The organism is Thioalkalivibrio sp. AKL7 (assembly GCF_000381705.1).
GTDB lineage: Bacteria > Pseudomonadota > Gammaproteobacteria > Ectothiorhodospirales > Ectothiorhodospiraceae > Thioalkalivibrio > Thioalkalivibrio versutus.
Map to the genome: position 1 here is coordinate 331,973 of NZ_KB906947.1, position 15,420 is coordinate 347,392.

The following is a 15,420-nucleotide window of genomic DNA, read 5'->3' on the forward strand; positions in this document are numbered from 1 at the left end:
ATCGAGCCCCTGAGTGATGTCCAAGAACGACCCCTTGCCCCTGGGGCCGGTGATGCTCGATGTCACCGGTACCGAACTGACTCCCGAAGACCGTGAACGCCTGCGTCATCCCGCCACCGGCGGCGTGATCCTGTTCGCCCGCAACGTCGGGGCTGCGGAGCAGGTGAGCGCGCTGGTCGCCGCCATTCGCGCCGAGCGCCCCGGCATCCTGATTGCGGTGGACCAGGAGGGCGGACGGGTGCAACGGCTGCGCGATGGCTTCACCGCCATCCCGCCGATGCGTCAGCTGGGCCACGTCCACGATGTCGACCGCAACAAGGCCTGCGAGCTCGCGCATGCGACCGGCGAACTTCTCGGGCGTGAGCTGCGCTCGGTGGACATCGACTTCAGCTTTACCCCGGTGCTGGATCGCGACCTCGACATCAGCGAGATCATCGGCGATCGTGCCTTCCATTATGACCCGGACGTGATCGCGCGCCTGGCCGGCGAGTTGATCCGGGGCCTGTCCGCGGCCGGCATGGCGGCCGTGGGCAAACATTTCCCGGGTCACGGGGCTGTTGCCGCGGATTCGCATGTCGCCTTGCCGGTCGACGACCGTCCACTCTCCGAGATCGAGAATCAGGACCTGGAGGCGTTTCGCCCGGTGCTTGGGGACCTCGAGGCCATCATGCCGGCCCACGTCGTATACCCACAGGTGGATGAACATCCCGCGGGCTTCTCGCGCGTCTGGCTGCAGGACATCCTGCGCCGCGAACTGCGCTATCGCGGGGCGATCCTCAGCGACGACCTCGCCATGGCTGGGGCGGAGGGCATCGGCGGGCCCGCCGAGCGCGCTGCGGCCGCACGTGCGGCCGGCTGCGACATGGTGCTGATTTGCAACCAGCCAGAACAAGCCGACATCATCCTTGCCGCCCAGGCGGATCAGCCGCTGTCACCTGAATCGCGGCGCCGACTGGAACGCTTGCGCGCGCGCCCAGTGGAGCCTGATCCACAGCGTCTCGTCGCATTGCGCGCGCAGTTGACGCACTGGATTCAAGCCACCCAGATCGCCACGGCATAACCCCATGGAAAGGGCGCATTGGCACCCGCGTGCCGAGCCGCCTATAATGCGCCACCGGTTTGCATTTGAGCAGCTAGTAATATTCACACTCACCACTGAAGTTGGAGATCCAAAATGGCCGATAAGCTCATGATCGTCATGGTCAACACCGACCCGAGCAACGCTTCCGAACTGGGTGCCCCGTTCTTCCAGGCCACCGTGGCTGCCGCCATGGAATACGACGTTGAAATCGTGATGACCGGCCGTGCTGGCGAGCTCGCCAAGAAGGGCGTTGCCGAGAACCTGTTCGTGCAGGAAGGCTCCAGCAAGAGCGTCTACGACTTCATGAAGGACGCCCACGAAGCCGGCGTCGTAATGAAGGTCTGCACCCCGACGCTGGATCTGTGGGGCAACGACCTGATTCCGGAGATCGAAGAAACCGTGGGCGGCGCCTACGTCATCTCCGAAGCGATGGACGACGACACGGTCACCTTTACCTACTAAGGTTATCGACGTTCGTTTTCAGCCGGCCGGCCCTTGTGCCGGCCGGTTGCGTTTCCGGGCCCCGAAAAGGCGAGGCCAACCTTGCCGAATGTTCGACGCTCGGACATGATTTCCCCGCATCGACACCCTCAGGACATGCCATGAGCCCGGAACAGGCCCGAGCCACGCTGCGCGACGCCGACTGCCTCTTCAGCCGCGATGCCGTCGAGACGGCGATCGACCGCCTGGCGGAACGCACGGCCGCCACGCTGAAGGACCGCAATCCGTTGGTCATGGGCGTAATGAACGGGGGTGTGGTGCTGATGGGCGGGTTGCTGACCCGCTGGTCGTTTCCCATGCAGGTGGATTACCTGCACGCCACGCGCTATCGCGGTGGCACCCGCGGCGGCGATCAGCTGCACTGGTTGGCTCGTCCGCAGGCGTCGCTCAAGGACCGTACCGTCGTCGTCGTTGATGACATCCTCGACGGCGGGATCACCCTGGAGGGAATCAAGACGTTCTGCGAGGAGCAGGGTGCGGCGCAGGTGATCTCCATCGTCCTGGTGGACAAGCACAACCCGGAGCGGGACCCGGCGATCACCGTCGACTACGCCGCCCTGGAGGCCCCCAACCGCTACCTGTTCGGGTACGGTATGGATTACCAGGACTATCTGCGCAATGCGCCCGGCATCTTCGCCGTGGCCGACCAATAAACCACTGACGTCCGAGGCGCTCATGTCCACACCCCGTATCGCCGTCATCGGCGGCACCGGCCTGACCCAGCTGAAGGATCTGGAGATCACTCGGCGTCAGGTAATGCACACGCCGTATGGCGAGCCCTCGGGGCCGCTGGTGTTCGGCCGCCTGAACGACACCGAGATCGTGTTTCTGCCACGGCACGGGGCCCGGCATACCATCCCGCCGCACGAGGTGAACTACCGCGCCAATATCTGGGCGCTTAAAAATGCCGGGATCGACAACGTGGTGGCCGTGGCTGCAGTCGGCGGGATTGGCGAAGAGATGAAGCCGGGTATGGTCGCGATCCCCGATCAGATCATCGATTACACCTGGTCACGGGCGAATACCTTCTTCGAGGGGAAAGACCTGGAAGAGGTCACCCACATCGACATGACCTGGCCCTATAGCGACAGCGTCCGCCAGACGCTGATCCGCGCGATTGACGACCTGGGTATCGAGGCCGTGGAGCACGGGACCTACGGGGCCACCCAGGGACCGCGCCTGGAGACGGCCGCGGAGATTGATCGCCTGGAACGCGACGGCTGCGATCTGGTGGGCATGACCGGCATGCCCGAGGCGGCGCTGGCGCGTGAACTGGGGCTGAACTACGCCTGCTGTGCCGTAATCGCCAACTGGGCGGCCGGACGCGCCGAAGGCGAGATCACCATGGACGACATCGCCGCGAATCTCGATGTCGGCATGGCGCGGGTGAAACAGATCCTCACGCACGTCATCAGCAGTCTTTCCTGACGCCACGGCGTTAACAATTCGGAGGGCCGGCCGGGGAGAGAACCCGGGCCGGGTGACCGCACGTGCATGGTCCAGGGGCTCGCTAAGGCGACCAACACGGTCACTTATCTACGATTTAACATAATATGTATTATGCGACATTGAAGATGGGCGTGCCTCGAGTGGAATGACCGGGATGTTCCCACCGAAGTCATGAACGCGGCCTGCGCCAGGCCCAATCCCGTTCCCGTTCCCGTTTAGGGCTGATCCCGCACGTCAGGCGCGCACGGCCTTTTCGATGCCCTCGGTCATCACCTCGACGAGGAAGTCGATCTGTTCCTCGGTGATCACGTACGGCGGCATCAGGTAACTCACGTTCCCCAGTGGTCGCAACAGTGCACCGCGTGTCAGGCCGTGGCGATAGATATGCAGTCCGCGACGTTCCTGCCACGGATACGGGGTGCGCCGGGACTTGTCCTGCACCAGTTCCACCGCCGCAATCATGCCGTGCTGGCGCACGTCGGCGACATGCGGATGTTCCCGCAAGGGTTCGAGTCGTTTCTCGATATGGGCGGCAAGCTCCCGGTTTCTCTCGAGAACGGGATCGGAGTCGAAGATGTCCAGTGTGGCAAGTGCGGCCCTGCACGCGAGCGGATTCCCGGTATAGGAATGCGAATGCAGGAACATGTTGAGCTTTTCGTAATCGTCGTAGAACGCCTGGTAAATGGTATCCGTGGTCAACACGGCTGCCATGGGCAGATAGCCGGCGGTCAGGCCCTTGGACAGGCACATGAAATCGGGCGTGATTGGCCCCTGTTCGCAGGCGAACAGCGTGCCCGTGCGCCCGAAGCCGACTGCGATCTCGTCGGCAATAAGGTGGACGCCGTGACGGTCGCAGGCTTCGCGCAGCAGCCGCAGGTATTCAGGGTCGTACATGCGCATGTGGCCGGCACACTGGACCAGGGGCTCCACGATGACCGCGGCGGCCTCATCGGCATGTTGCGCCAGCGCCTGCTCCATGTGGTCGAACTGGCGACGCGCCACATCGGCGCAGGTTTCGCCGTCTTCGCGGTCGAAACAATCCGGTGCCGGCACGGTGATGACGTCCAGCATCAGCGGTTCGTAGGTTGCGCTGTACAGCGGTACGTCGCTCACGGACAAGGCGCCCAGGGTCTCGCCGTGGTAGCTGTTGGACAGGCGAATGAAGCGGGTCTTCTGCGGACGATCGACGTTGCGCCAGTAGTGAAAGCTCATCTTCAGGGCGACCTCGACCCCGGCGCTGCCGTTGTCCGCCAGGAACACCCGGTCCAGGCCTTCGGGGGTGATGTCGATCAGGCGTTCGCACAACTCGACCACCGGCTCGTGGGTGCAGCCGGCGAGGATCACATGCTCCAGTCGGTCCAGCTGATCCTTGACCGCATCACCGATGCGCGGGTTGGCATGCCCGAAGAGGTTGACCCACCAGGAGCTGATCGCATCCAGGTAGCGGTTGCCGTCGAAATCGTACAGCCAGACACCCTCCCCCCGCTGGATCGGAAGCAGCGGGAGGGTCCCCTCCTCGCCGTAGTCCTTCATCTGGGTACAGGGATGCCAGAGGGTGCGCAGGTCGCGTTGCTTGAGCGTGTTGTTGTCCATGAGGTCCATTGTGCCAAACCCGCCCGGCTGAGGCGGACTCAGTGAGCCGATTCGGCCTTCATCGCCATCAGCTCGTCCTCGAAGAAGAAGCGATCTTCGCCGAAGGCGGGTTTGAGCTGATCGAGCCAGGTGGCCTGGTCATCGTAGCGCGCAAAAAACGGGCGCTGGACCCAGTCGGGGTTGCGTGCCTGGATGAAGCGCAGGACGAAGACCTTCTCGCCCTGGACCTCGGCAACGCCTTGGATCTCCACCTTGCCGGGCTCGGCGCTCATTGAGGGGCCGCGGGCGGTACGCCCGAGCCCCGAGACCTGTTTCATGGCTTCGCGGTAGATTTCCCAGGCGCGCGCCAGCGGGACCTCGAAGTACCGCCGTGCCCCGGTGTCGCGTTCGACAAACATGTAGTACGGGATGATCCCGAGGCGTACCTGTTCGCGCCACAGCTCGGCCCAGGCCTCGGCGTCGTCATTGATGTGCCGGAGCAAGGGCCCCTGGGAACGGATTTCGGCGCCGGTATCCCGTACCCGACGGATGGCCTCGTGGGCAATCGGGGTCCGCAGTTCGTTCGGATGGTTGTAATGCGCCATCAGGGCCACGTGCTTGCCCGCCTCGACCAGCCGTTCCAGTAGACGCAACAGTTCGTCCGCATCCGAGTCGGTCACGAATCGGTAAGGCCAGAATGTCAGGGCCTTGGTGCCGATCCGTACGGTCTGTATGTGGGCCAGCTCGGGCTCCAGCAAGGCCTCAAGATAGGCCTTCAGGTGCTTGGTTTTCATCACCATCGGGTCGCCTCCCGTCATCAGAAGGTCGCTGATCTCCGGATGGCCGCGCAGGTAGTCGTGCAGCAACGCGGCATCGGTGCTGGCGATGCGCAGCTCCTTGTCACCGACGAACTGGGCCCAGCGGAAGCAGAAGGTGCAATAACTGTGGCAGGTCTGGCCTTGGCCGGGGAAGAACAGCACGGTTTCACGGTACTTGTGCTGGAGGCCGTTGATGACCTCGCCCGCTTCCTCGCTCGGGCGGTTGAGCTCCATCTGCCCGGCCGGATGCGGGTTGAGCTCCTCGCGCAGCGCGCGCGCGAGGGCCTGGATCTCGGCCCGCCCTGCCCCTTGGCGATGCAGAACGGCCATGCGGTCGAAGGCCTCGGGGGCCAGCATGTCCCGTTGCGGAAAGGTTAGCTGGAAGATTGGATCGTCGGGAACCCGGCTCCAGTCGATCAGCTCCTCGATCACGTAGTCATTGACCCGGAACGGAAGCACACTGGCAACCACCTGCATCTCGAAGCGTATGGCCTCGGGCAGGCTGGCCAGGGCCGGGATGCGTTCGATCGAGCGTTCATTAAAGACGCGGAACTCGCGCGGCTCGACCGCACCAAGCTGGGGATCACGATAGAACTGGACAACGGAATTCATCCGCGACTCCTGTGCCGACAAACTGAAATTGGAGTGCCTCGCCGCAGCGATGGGCGAGGATGCGCGTGTATCCCGGGACGTTCGGGGCGCTCAAGCTCTAGGAATACGGGATGACCATTCGCACGCGAACGGCGTCCGGAAGAGCTGCGAGTAAGATGCTGACCCGTGCCGCTGTCGATGGGCGGGGTAGCGGGACCTTCAGAAGCCGGTAAATTAACAACTTGAGAGCATTTTCACAACCAGTTCCCGGGCGCGGCTGATGCGTCGGGTGCGCAGGCGGGCTCCTTCGGCTGCGTCTCTCCGGGTGTTCTAAGCCTCGCCTGACTGGGTTACCCTTTGGCTCCCGCCAAGGAGGATCGCATGCACCCGGAGTTTCCACAGGAAGGGATCATCCACCTCAATCATGCCGCCGTGGGCCCCTGGCCCCGGCGCACCGAGGACGCGGTCTGCCGCTTCGCCCGGGAGAACGTGGCCCATGGCTCGCGTGACTACCTGCAGTGGCTGCAGCAAATCGACGCGACGCGGGAACTCGCACGAGCGTTGATCGGGGCGCCGTCCGCAGAGGACATTGCCTTCGTGAAGAACACGTCCGAGGCGCTGTCGATGGTGGCCTTCGGCCTGGACTGGCAGCCGGGCGACAATGTGGTGTTCCCGGCGCACGAGTTCCCGTCCAATCGTGTCGTCTGGCTGGCCGCCGCAGAGCGTTTCGGCCTCGAGGCGCGCGAGGTCGCCATTGGCGAGGAACCGGAGCGCGACCTGCTGGCCGCATGTGATGCGCGGACCCGCCTGGTGGCCACCAGTGCTGTGCGCTACGACTCCGGGCTGCGTGTCGACATCCAGGCGCTGGGTGCGGAACTGCGCTCGCGGCGCATCCTGTTCTGTGTCGATGCGATCCAGCACCTGGGCGCCCTGCCCTTCGATGCCCCGGGTTGCCATGCCGACTTCGTGATGGCCGATGCCCACAAGTGGATGCTGGCGCCCGAGGGAATCGGGGTGTTCTACGTAAACCCGGAGATCCGCGAACGGCTGACGCTGCAGGAATATGGCTGGAACATGCTGGCGCATGCCGGCGATTTCTCGAACCCGGGGATCGAGCCCGCCACGAGTGCACGGCGTTTCGAACCGGGCAGTCCGAACATGCTCGGGATTCACGCCCTGCACGCCAGTCTCTCCCTTCTGCTGGAGATCGGGCTGGACAGCATCGACCACGAGATCCGCGAGCACTGGCTGCATCTGGAAGACGGCCTGCGTGCGCATGGCTGCCAAATCCTGACACCGCGCGGCCGGCGTGCCGGCATCCTGACGTTCCGACCGCCGGTGGATGACCTGGAAGCGCTATACGCGAGGCTTCAGGGGCACGGCATCCTGTGTGCCATGCGAGGCGGCGGGATCCGCTTTGCGCCCCACTTCTACCTGACGCGGGCGCAGATTGACCAGGCGCTGGAAACGCTGGGCGAGGCCATCCGCGAGACCGGTGCCGCGAACGTGCGCTGACGGTTTCAGGCTCGTCGCGAAGGGGTGGCAAGCGGGTGTTCGTGCGCGATGCAAGGTCCCGACGCAGCGTCGGTCAAGACGGCTCTTCCAGACGTCTAGAAGGTATGCGTCTTGCGGTCGGAGTTCAGCATGCCGCCCAGGTGTTCCTCGATGCGGCGGTGGGTCACACCCTTGTCCGACTTGTTGAACTGCACGCCGATGCCCCGCAGCCGGTTGCCCTGGGCGCGCGGCGGCGTAATCCAGACCACCGTGCAGGGGGTCGGAAGGCGATCCGAATCCTCCAGTAGTGACAGCAGCAGGAAGACCTGGTCTCCGAGCTTGTAGGCCTTGTCGGTCGGGATGAATAGACCGCCATTGGTCACGAACGGCATGTATGCCGCATACAGCGCGGGTTTTTCCTTGATTGCCAAGGTGAGCATGCCCTGCCCGGCCATAGACCCTCCGTGTGACCTGAAATCGTACTGGGTCTGGCAGTATCGCCCATCGCACCGATACCGCGCCACCCCGACTGTACTCGTGGCGAGTGACGCCTTACTGCTCGAGGAAGCTCAATGCGATGTCTTCCATGCGCAGCTGCGGGTTGAGCTGGCGCGAGGCCTGGCGTTGCCAGCCGAGCGCTTGATTCGAGAGTTCGGCCAGCCGCCGCGGTCCCATGCGGAGCGCGAAGTCCTCGAGTCGATCGCGCGGGAACTGCCGGCCAAACGCATCCGGCTCGCCGTTGACGAGCAGGCGCTGGGCCGCAACCAGCAGGGCCTGGATTCGCGGGATCAGGGATTCCGGCAGGCTGCGTTGCATGGCACTGGCCATCGGTGTCACCCCGGGGCGCCGGAGTAACAGGGTCAGGGCCTCGCGGTCCTGTTCCCAGCGCGCCATACGGTCGGGGTCGGTCAGGATCTCGCGGGCGGCCAGCGGACGCCCGAGACTGGCGGCATAGGCCTCGTCCACTGCCGCAGGGTCATCGGCGGCCCCGCGCAGCCAGTCCGTTGCTTCGACAGGCCCCGGCGTGGCGATCTCGACCATCTGGCAGCGGCTGCGGATGGTCGCTGGCAGGCGCGCCGGCTGCGCCGCCTCGAGAATCAGCATGGCCCTGGGCGGGGGTTCCTCCAGGGTCTTCAGCAGCGCATTCGCCGCATTCGTGTTCAGGGCATCGGCCGGGCGGATGATCACGCTGCGCAGCCCGCCCGAACCGGACAGCGAGAGAAACTCGATCGCCTCGCGGGCCGCCGCGATCAGGATCTCCTTGCCCGCCTCCTCCGGCTCCAGCGTCATCACCTCGGGGTGTACAGCACCAAGGAAGCTGCGACAGCCGTTGCATTCGCCGCACGGCGGCTCGGTGCCCGTCGCGCGCTGGCACAGCAGGGCCTGGACTAGCGCCCGCGTCAGCAGTGCCTTGCCAACGCCCGGAGCGCCATGAATCAGCAGACCGCTGGGCAGGCGCCCTTCGCGCCCGCGCCGCGCCAGCGCCTCCCACGGCTTTTGCAGCCAGGGCGGCAGGGTATCGTCGGTGACTGGCGCAGCCATGGCCCCCTTAACCCTCCAACGCGTGCAACGGCAGGCGCTCGCGCACGCCCGCGAGGATGCACTCGGCTACCGTGTCCGGGTCCGCGGATGCATCCACGACCAGATAGCGTCCCGGCGCTCGCTCGGCGCGTTCCCGATACGCCTGGCGTGCGCGCTCGAAGAAGTCCAGCGCCTCGCGTTCGATGCGGTCTCGCCGGCCGCGCTGGACGGCGCGATCGAGCCCGGTCTCTGGGTCGATGTCCAGCAGGATTACCAGATCCGGGCGGAGATCGCCCTGCAGCCAGTCCTCCAGCTGCGCGACCCGCTGGGAGCCGAGCCCCCGCCCGGCCCCCTGGTAGGCAAACGAGGCATCGGTAAAGCGGTCGCTAAGCACCCAATCGCCGGCCTGCAGAGCCGGCCGAATCACCTCGTGCAGGTGCTGGGCCCGCGCGGCGAACATCAGCAGCAGCTCGGACTCGGCACACATGCCCGGCAGATCGGGGTCCAGCAGCAGGCCGCGCAGGCGTTCGCCGAGGGCGGTCCCGCCCGGCTCCCGGGTGTTGCGCACCGGGTGTCCGGCAGCGCGCAGCGCGCTGTCCAGGCGCTCGATCTGGGTGGTCTTGCCCGAGCCCTCGATGCCTTCGAGGACCAGGAAACGGCCGGAATGGGGCGAGCGTTCCATGTGCAGGGCGTCTCCAGTTACCGGTTGCGTATGCCGTAGCGGCTGCCATCCCCGCCCAGCTGGTAGCGGATCACGGCCTCGCGATGCTCACGATAGGTCTCGGAGAAATGATGACTGCCGTCGCCGCGCGAGACGAAGAACAGGTCATTGGTTGCGGCCGGACGTGCCGCCGCCTGCAAGGCCGCGCGCCCCGGCAGGGCGATGGGCGTTGGCGGGAGTCCGGCACGGGTATAGGTGTTGTAGGGATGATCGCGGTCCAGTTCGGCGCGCGTCAGGCGTTGTACGCCGGGCTCCTGCGCGTACAGCAGGGTGGGGTCGGTCTGCAGGCGCATGCCGCGCTTGAGCCGATTCACGAACACCCCGGCCACCCGGTCACGCTCGTCCCCGCGCCCGGTCTCGCGTTCGATGATGGAGGCAAGGATCAGCAGCTCATAGGGGGAATTCACCGGGTGGTCCTCGATTCGGTCCTCCCAGGCGCGGTCCAGGTGCAGGCGCATCGCCTGGTGGGCGCGTTGCAGCACCGTCAGGGCCTCGGTTCCGGAGCCGAAGAAATAGGTGTCCGGCAGGAACCATCCCTCCGGGTGTCCCAGGTCCTCGAGCCCCAGTGCCTCCAGCAGGTTGTCGACCCCGACCGATTCGGCGGGCCCGATGAGTTCCGGGTGCTCGCGCAGGGCGGCCAGCGCCTGGCGGATGGTCCAGCCCTCCGGGAACGTGAGGCGATGCTGCACCACCTCGCCGCGGGCCATCGCATGGATCAGTTCGCGCGGGGTCATGCCCGGCGTCACGGCGTATTCCCCCGCCTGGAGACGCGCTGCAATGCCTTGACGCCGTCCATAGGCCTCGAGCACCCAGGCAGAATCCACCCAGCCGCGTTCGGCAAAGGTCCTGCTCACCGAACGCAGCCCCTGTCCCGGTTCCAACTGAAAGCGTTCCGAGGCGTCCAGCGCCATCGGCGTATCCAGCTGCGCCTGGTAGTGTTCGCTCAGCCACCAGGCGGCGCCCAGGGCCAGAACGACCAGGAGGGCCAGGACAGCGAGGCTAATCCGCTTCATGCAATGCGATTCCCATTGGATACAGCGGATCATCCTGCCACGCAGCCCCCCGCTTGTCCCCTTCGGACAGCACGGCCGGGGTCATCCCGATCCGCGCGTTGCTGACATAGAGCGCATCGGCACGCTCGATACGCGCGGGCTCCGGATACGCCTTGATCACCTCGAACCCGAACCGTTCGGCATGCTCGAGGACCCAGGCGCGCCGCGTACCGGCAATCCCGGACTGATCCACCGGCGGGGTGAGCAAGGTACGCCCTTCGCGCAGCCAGAGATTCCCCTGCGTGGCGCTGACCACGCGCCCCAGCGCATCGTGGAGGATTGCCTCGTCCCAGCCCGGTTGCCAGCTGCGCCGGGCCATCACGTGCTCGAGGCGACTGGTGTGCTTGAGGCCCGCGAGCGCCGGGTTTACGCCGATCGGCACTGCGGCCCAACCCAGGCTTAGGGATTCGCGTTCAGTGGGGGCGGCGTCGTCCAGCGCCGGACCGGCACTGACGATCCGAGTCAGTACCGGTGCCGCAGGCGGCGCGTAGCCCCGTGGCCCCTCACCCCGGGTCACCGTCAGCCGGACCATGCAGACTGGCAGGGTCGCCACTCGCGCAATCTCGTCCAGCACCTCGGTCTCACCGATTTCCGGAAACCCGAGGTGCCCCAGCCCGCGCGTCAGGCGGGCCCAGTGGTAGGACCATAGCTGCGGTCGGCCCTGTCGCACCCGTAGCGTCTCGAACAGGCCGTCGCCCAGGAGCAGCCCGCGATCCAATGCCGATACCCGCCCCTCGGGCTCGCCGTTCACCAGGATCATGGGCTCTTCTCCCCCGCCCCCTGCAGCGCCTCCAGCAGGCCGCGTGCCTTGTGCCGGGTCTCCTCCAGCTCGCGCTCGGGATCGGAATCCGCGACGATCCCGGCCCCCGCCCGAAAACGCAGTTCGTTCCCCCGAACGACGAGGGTCCGGATCAGGATATTGGTATCCATGCGGCCGTGGCGGCTGACGTACCCGCAGCCTCCGGTGTAGGCCCCACGCGGCGCCTGTTGTTCCAGTTCCTGGATGATCTGCATGCTGCGGATCTTCGGGCAGCCGGTGATGGTGCCGCCCGGAAAGACCGCGCGCAGGATGTCGGCCGTGGTGGTGCCCGGGCGCAGGCGCCCGACAATGCTGGAGACGATGTGATGCACCCGGCGATAGCTCTCGATGGTCATCAGCTCCGCCACGCGCACGCTACCGATCTCGGCCACCCGCCCGACATCATTGCGTTCCAGATCCACGAGCATGACATGCTCGGCGCGTTCCTTGATGTTGAACGTCAACTCACTGAAAAGACGCCGGTCTTCTTCCGCATCCGGATCGCGGCGACGGGTCCCCGCAATCGGCCGGGTCTCGACCATGGCGTTTTCCACCGACACCAGCCGCTCAGGGGAGGAACTGATCACGTGAGCCCCGGGGAGTTGCAGCCACGCGGCAAACGGCGCGGCATTGGCCTCGCGCAAGCGGGTGTACAGCCCCGCCGGATCCAGCGGCTGCGTGGCGGTGGCACGCCATTCGCGGGACAGATTGACCTGAAAGGTGTCGCCGGCCCGGATGTACTCGAGACCCTTCATCACTGCGTCGCGATAGCACTGGGCGTCCTCCTCCTGAAGGGCCAGGGCGGGCAGCGGCTCGGATGCGGGACTCGGCTGGCCCCGGACTGTCGCGCAGTCCGACTCCACCCGCTCCAAACGCGCGCAATCGCCTGCCTCGTCGACGAACCAGGTCGTCCCCTCGTGGTGATCGTGGACCAGTGCCGCCGGAAAATAGGTCACCAGTGCATCCGGCAGCCAGGGGTCGGATCGGCAGTCACCCAGGGCCGGCTCCATGCGCCAGGCCAGTTCGTACCCGGCGTACAGAAACCATCCCCCGAGGAACGGGAGATGGGCATATGCGGCGTCTTCGGGGTCGAGTGGTGGTGTGCTCGAGAGATCCTGGTCCAGCACGCCAAGGACGTCTTCCCCGGCCGCACTGGACAACGTGCGGCCGGGGAAGGCGAACAGGATGGAAAAACGAGCGGGAGCCTGCCCGATCAGGGCCGACTCCAGCAGGTGGGGATAGCGCTCTGGGAATCGCCGCGCCAGGGCCGCGAAGTCGACCCCGGCGCCCAGTTCATGGACCGCCATGGCGGCGCCGCAGCGTCAGATGCTGCGGAACACCAGGGTGCCGTTGGTGCCCCCGAAACCGAAGGAGTTCGACAGGCCGACCTTGGTCTTCATCTCGCGTGCCTCGTTGGCCACGTAGTTCAGGTCGCACCCTTCGCTCGGGTTATCCAGGTTGATGGTCGGCGGTGACACCTGATCGCGCAGCGCCAGGGCGGTAAACACGCCCTCGATCCCGCCGGCGGCACCCAGCAGGTGGCCGGTCATCGACTTGGTGGAGTTGACCATGAGCTTGTAAGCATGATCGCCGAAGGCCTTCTTCAGGCCCTGGGTCTCCGCCAGGTCACCCGCGGGGGTCGAGGTTCCGTGAGCATTGATGTACCCAACCTCTTCCGGATTCACACCGGCATCTTTCAAGGCACGATGCATGCACTTGGCGGCACCGGAACCATCCTGGACCGGCTGCGTCATGTGGTGCGCATCCGCATTCCAGGCGAAGCCGGCCACTTCGCAGTAGATGTGGGCCCCGCGGGCCTTCGCGTGCTCGTACTCCTCGAGCATCATCACCCCGGCGCCATCGCTCAGCACAAAGCCATCGCGATCCTTGTCCCAGGGACGCGAGGCGCGCTCGGGATCATCATTGCGAGTGGACAGCGCGCGGGCGGCAGCAAAGCCGCCAATGCCCAGTGGCGTCGTGGCCATCTCGGCCCCGCCGGCGACCATGGCATCGGCGTCGCCATAGGCGATCATGCGAGCGGCGTCGCCAATATTGTGGGTGCCAGTGGCGCAGGCCGAGACGATGGAGATATTCGGGCCCTGCAGGTTGCGCATGATGGACAGATTCCCCGCCACCATGTTGATGATCGCACTGGGCACGAAGAATGGGGAGATCTTGCGCGCCCCGCCCTTCAGATACGCGCCGTAGGAACGTTCGATATAGGGCAGCCCGCCGATGCCGGAGCCAATGGCCACCCCGATCCGCTCGGCGTTCTCCTCGGTGACTTCCAGCCCGGAGTCATCCAGGGCCTGAAGCCCCGCCGCGATCCCGTAAAGGACGAAGGTATCCATCTTCTTCTGGTCTTTCGGCGGGACGTAGTCATTGGCCTCGAAGTCCCGGACCGCGCCGGAGATCTTCACCGGCATGTCCGAGGCATCGAAGACATCGATGGGGGAAATGCCGCTCTTGCCGGCCTTGATGTTGCTCCAGGCCTTGTCGATAGTGGATCCGACCGGGGAGACGATCCCCAGTCCGGTAATCACGACACGTCGCTTAGCCAATGTGTTCTCCTCGAAAGACTGAAATTACGCGCTCAGCGCAACGACGAAGGGCCGCCCTGCGCGCAGGAAGGCCCGTTCGCGTCGTCCTGATCGGCGCCCGGAGGCGTCGAATCAGTCCTTCATGTGCTCGTTGATGTAATCGATCGCCTGCTGCACGGTGGTGATCTTTTCCGCCTGCTCGTCGGGGATTTCGGTTTCGAATTCCTCTTCGAGCGCCATGACGAGTTCCACCGTGTCCAGCGAATCCGCACCCAGGTCGTCGACGAAGCCGGCCGCGTTGGTCACGTCCTCTTCCTTGACACCCAGCTGCTCGACAACGATTTTCTTGACGCGTTCTTCAATGCTACTCATGGTTCAGAAATCCCCTTCAGTGTGAGGCGGCTTCGTTGAAAGGTCCGCCATTCTAGAGAAAAGCCCCGCCGCGATCTAGCGATCCGCGCAGCGGGCCGTGCGGGCGGCCTGCGGCCGACCCGTCGTGATCAATGCATGAACATCCCGCCGTTCACATGCAGGGTCTCGCCGGTGATGTATCCGGCCTCCTCGGAGGCCAGGAAACCGACGGCCGCGGCGATCTCTTCCGGCGCCCCCAGGCGCCCCAGCGGAATCTGTCCGAGCAGGGCCTGTTTGGTGTCATCGCCCAGTTCGCGGGTCATGTCGGTATCGATGAAACCCGGTGCGACCGTGTTCACGGTGATACTGCGGCTGCCGACCTCGCGCGCCAGGGAACGGGCAAATCCCGCAAGGCCGGCTTTCGCGGCGGCGTAGTTGGTCTGCCCGGCGTTGCCGGTGGAGCCCACGACCGAACCAACCAGGATGATGCGGCCGCGGCGCAGTTTCATCATGCCTTTCAGCAGGCGCTGTGTCAGGCGCACAGCAGCGGACAGGTTCGTGTCGAGGACTGCGTCCCATTCCGCGTCCTTCATGCGCATGAACAGGTTGTCGCGAGTAATACCGGCATTGTTGACCAGCACCTCGATCGGCCCTTCCTGTTCCTGGATCGCCTGCAGGCCGGTCGCGACGGAGTCCGCGTCGGTCACGTCCATCGCAATGCCGCGCCCGCCCCATTGCTTCAGGGTTTCGGTGATCCGCTCGGCGCCGGACGCACTGGTCGCGGTACCCACCACCTGCAGGCCCTGCTCCGCCAGACGGCGGGCAATGGCCGCGCCAATTCCGCGGCTTGCACCGGTTACAAGGGCTACACGTTTGCTGTCGGACATGGTTGTGCCTTTACTTCAAATGAGAGGAAGCCGCCGTCGCGAT

16 protein-coding genes are annotated in these 15,420 nt (G+C 65.5%); 5 read left to right on the forward strand and 11 right to left on the reverse strand.

Features of this window, described 5'->3' with window-relative positions; all coding sequences use genetic code 11:
* The first annotated feature begins 16 nt into the window (after positions 1–16).
* The 4 genes from nagZ (at position 17) to G315_RS0101445 (ending at position 3,010) form a co-directional block, all read left to right on the forward strand.
* On the forward strand, positions 17–1,060 hold the full coding sequence (gene nagZ / locus G315_RS0101430; RefSeq protein WP_019611749.1) for a beta-N-acetylhexosaminidase: 1,044 nt from the start codon (positions 17–19) through the stop codon (positions 1,058–1,060).
* 114 nt (positions 1,061–1,174) lie between these two features.
* Positions 1,175–1,543: a DsrE family protein gene (locus G315_RS0101435; protein ID WP_018145688.1), complete on the forward strand. Its 369-nt coding sequence runs from the start codon at positions 1,175–1,177 to the stop codon at positions 1,541–1,543.
* Positions 1,544–1,683: 140 nt separating this feature from the next.
* Positions 1,684–2,235 carry a hypoxanthine-guanine phosphoribosyltransferase gene (locus tag G315_RS0101440; protein ID WP_018145687.1) on the forward strand — a complete coding sequence of 184 codons (552 nt, stop codon included), beginning with the start codon at positions 1,684–1,686 and terminating at the stop codon, positions 2,233–2,235.
* Between the two features lie 22 nt (positions 2,236–2,257).
* Entirely contained in the window at positions 2,258–3,010 is a 753-nt protein-coding gene (locus tag G315_RS0101445; RefSeq protein WP_019611750.1) for an S-methyl-5'-thioinosine phosphorylase, read from the forward strand.
* Positions 3,011–3,265: 255 nt separating this feature from the next.
* Here the strand turns inward: G315_RS0101445 and G315_RS0101450 are convergent, their stop codons facing one another.
* Entirely contained in the window at positions 3,266–4,624 is a 1,359-nt protein-coding gene (locus G315_RS0101450; protein WP_026338805.1) for an adenosylmethionine--8-amino-7-oxononanoate transaminase, read from the reverse strand.
* A 38-nt stretch (positions 4,625–4,662) separates the two neighbouring features.
* On the reverse strand, positions 4,663–6,033 hold the full coding sequence (locus G315_RS0101455) for a KamA family radical SAM protein (protein WP_019611752.1): 1,371 nt from the start codon (positions 6,031–6,033) through the stop codon (positions 4,663–4,665).
* 360 nt (positions 6,034–6,393) lie between these two features.
* Between G315_RS0101455 and G315_RS0101460 the strand changes: the two genes are divergently transcribed.
* Positions 6,394–7,527: an aminotransferase class V-fold PLP-dependent enzyme gene (locus G315_RS0101460; protein ID WP_019611753.1), complete on the forward strand. Its 1,134-nt coding sequence runs from the start codon at positions 6,394–6,396 to the stop codon at positions 7,525–7,527.
* Between the two features lie 95 nt (positions 7,528–7,622).
* Here G315_RS0101460 and G315_RS0101465 read toward each other — a convergent pair whose 3' ends face one another.
* The 9 genes from G315_RS0101465 to fabG form a co-directional block, all read right to left on the reverse strand.
* Complete coding sequence (locus G315_RS0101465; RefSeq protein WP_017941553.1) at positions 7,623–7,961, reverse strand: PilZ domain-containing protein; 339 nt, start codon at positions 7,959–7,961, stop codon at positions 7,623–7,625.
* A gap of 97 nt (positions 7,962–8,058) precedes the next feature.
* The gene (locus G315_RS0101470) at positions 8,059–9,048 is read right to left on the reverse strand and encodes a DNA polymerase III subunit (RefSeq protein ID WP_019611754.1); all 990 of its coding nucleotides are present in this window, start codon (positions 9,046–9,048) and stop codon (positions 8,059–8,061) included.
* 7 nt (positions 9,049–9,055) lie between these two features.
* On the reverse strand, positions 9,056–9,709 hold the full coding sequence (gene tmk, locus G315_RS0101475) for a dTMP kinase (RefSeq protein ID WP_019611755.1): 654 nt from the start codon (positions 9,707–9,709) through the stop codon (positions 9,056–9,058).
* Positions 9,710–9,726: 17 nt separating this feature from the next.
* Positions 9,727–10,761, reverse strand: a complete 1,035-nt coding sequence (gene mltG / locus G315_RS0101480) for an endolytic transglycosylase MltG (protein ID WP_019611756.1) — start codon at positions 10,759–10,761, stop codon at positions 9,727–9,729.
* Positions 10,748–11,560: an aminotransferase class IV gene (locus G315_RS0101485; RefSeq protein ID WP_019611757.1), complete on the reverse strand. Its 813-nt coding sequence runs from the start codon at positions 11,558–11,560 to the stop codon at positions 10,748–10,750. Before G315_RS0101485 ends, mltG begins: the two co-directional genes overlap by 14 nt.
* Positions 11,557–12,906, reverse strand: a complete 1,350-nt coding sequence (locus G315_RS0101490; RefSeq protein WP_019611758.1) for an aminodeoxychorismate synthase component I — start codon at positions 12,904–12,906, stop codon at positions 11,557–11,559. Before G315_RS0101490 ends, G315_RS0101485 begins: the two co-directional genes overlap by 4 nt.
* 15 nt (positions 12,907–12,921) lie before the next feature.
* Positions 12,922–14,142 carry a beta-ketoacyl-ACP synthase II gene (gene fabF / locus G315_RS0101495; RefSeq protein ID WP_018145677.1) on the reverse strand — a complete coding sequence of 407 codons (1,221 nt, stop codon included), beginning with the start codon at positions 14,140–14,142 and terminating at the stop codon, positions 12,922–12,924.
* 129 nt (positions 14,143–14,271) lie between these two features.
* Positions 14,272–14,511, reverse strand: coding sequence for an acyl carrier protein (gene acpP, locus G315_RS0101500; RefSeq protein ID WP_018145676.1), 240 nt, complete (start codon positions 14,509–14,511; stop codon positions 14,272–14,274).
* Between the two features lie 128 nt (positions 14,512–14,639).
* Positions 14,640–15,377, reverse strand: a complete 738-nt coding sequence (fabG, locus tag G315_RS0101505; RefSeq protein ID WP_018169780.1) for a 3-oxoacyl-ACP reductase FabG — start codon at positions 15,375–15,377, stop codon at positions 14,640–14,642.
* Between the last annotated feature and the right edge of the window lie 43 nt (positions 15,378–15,420).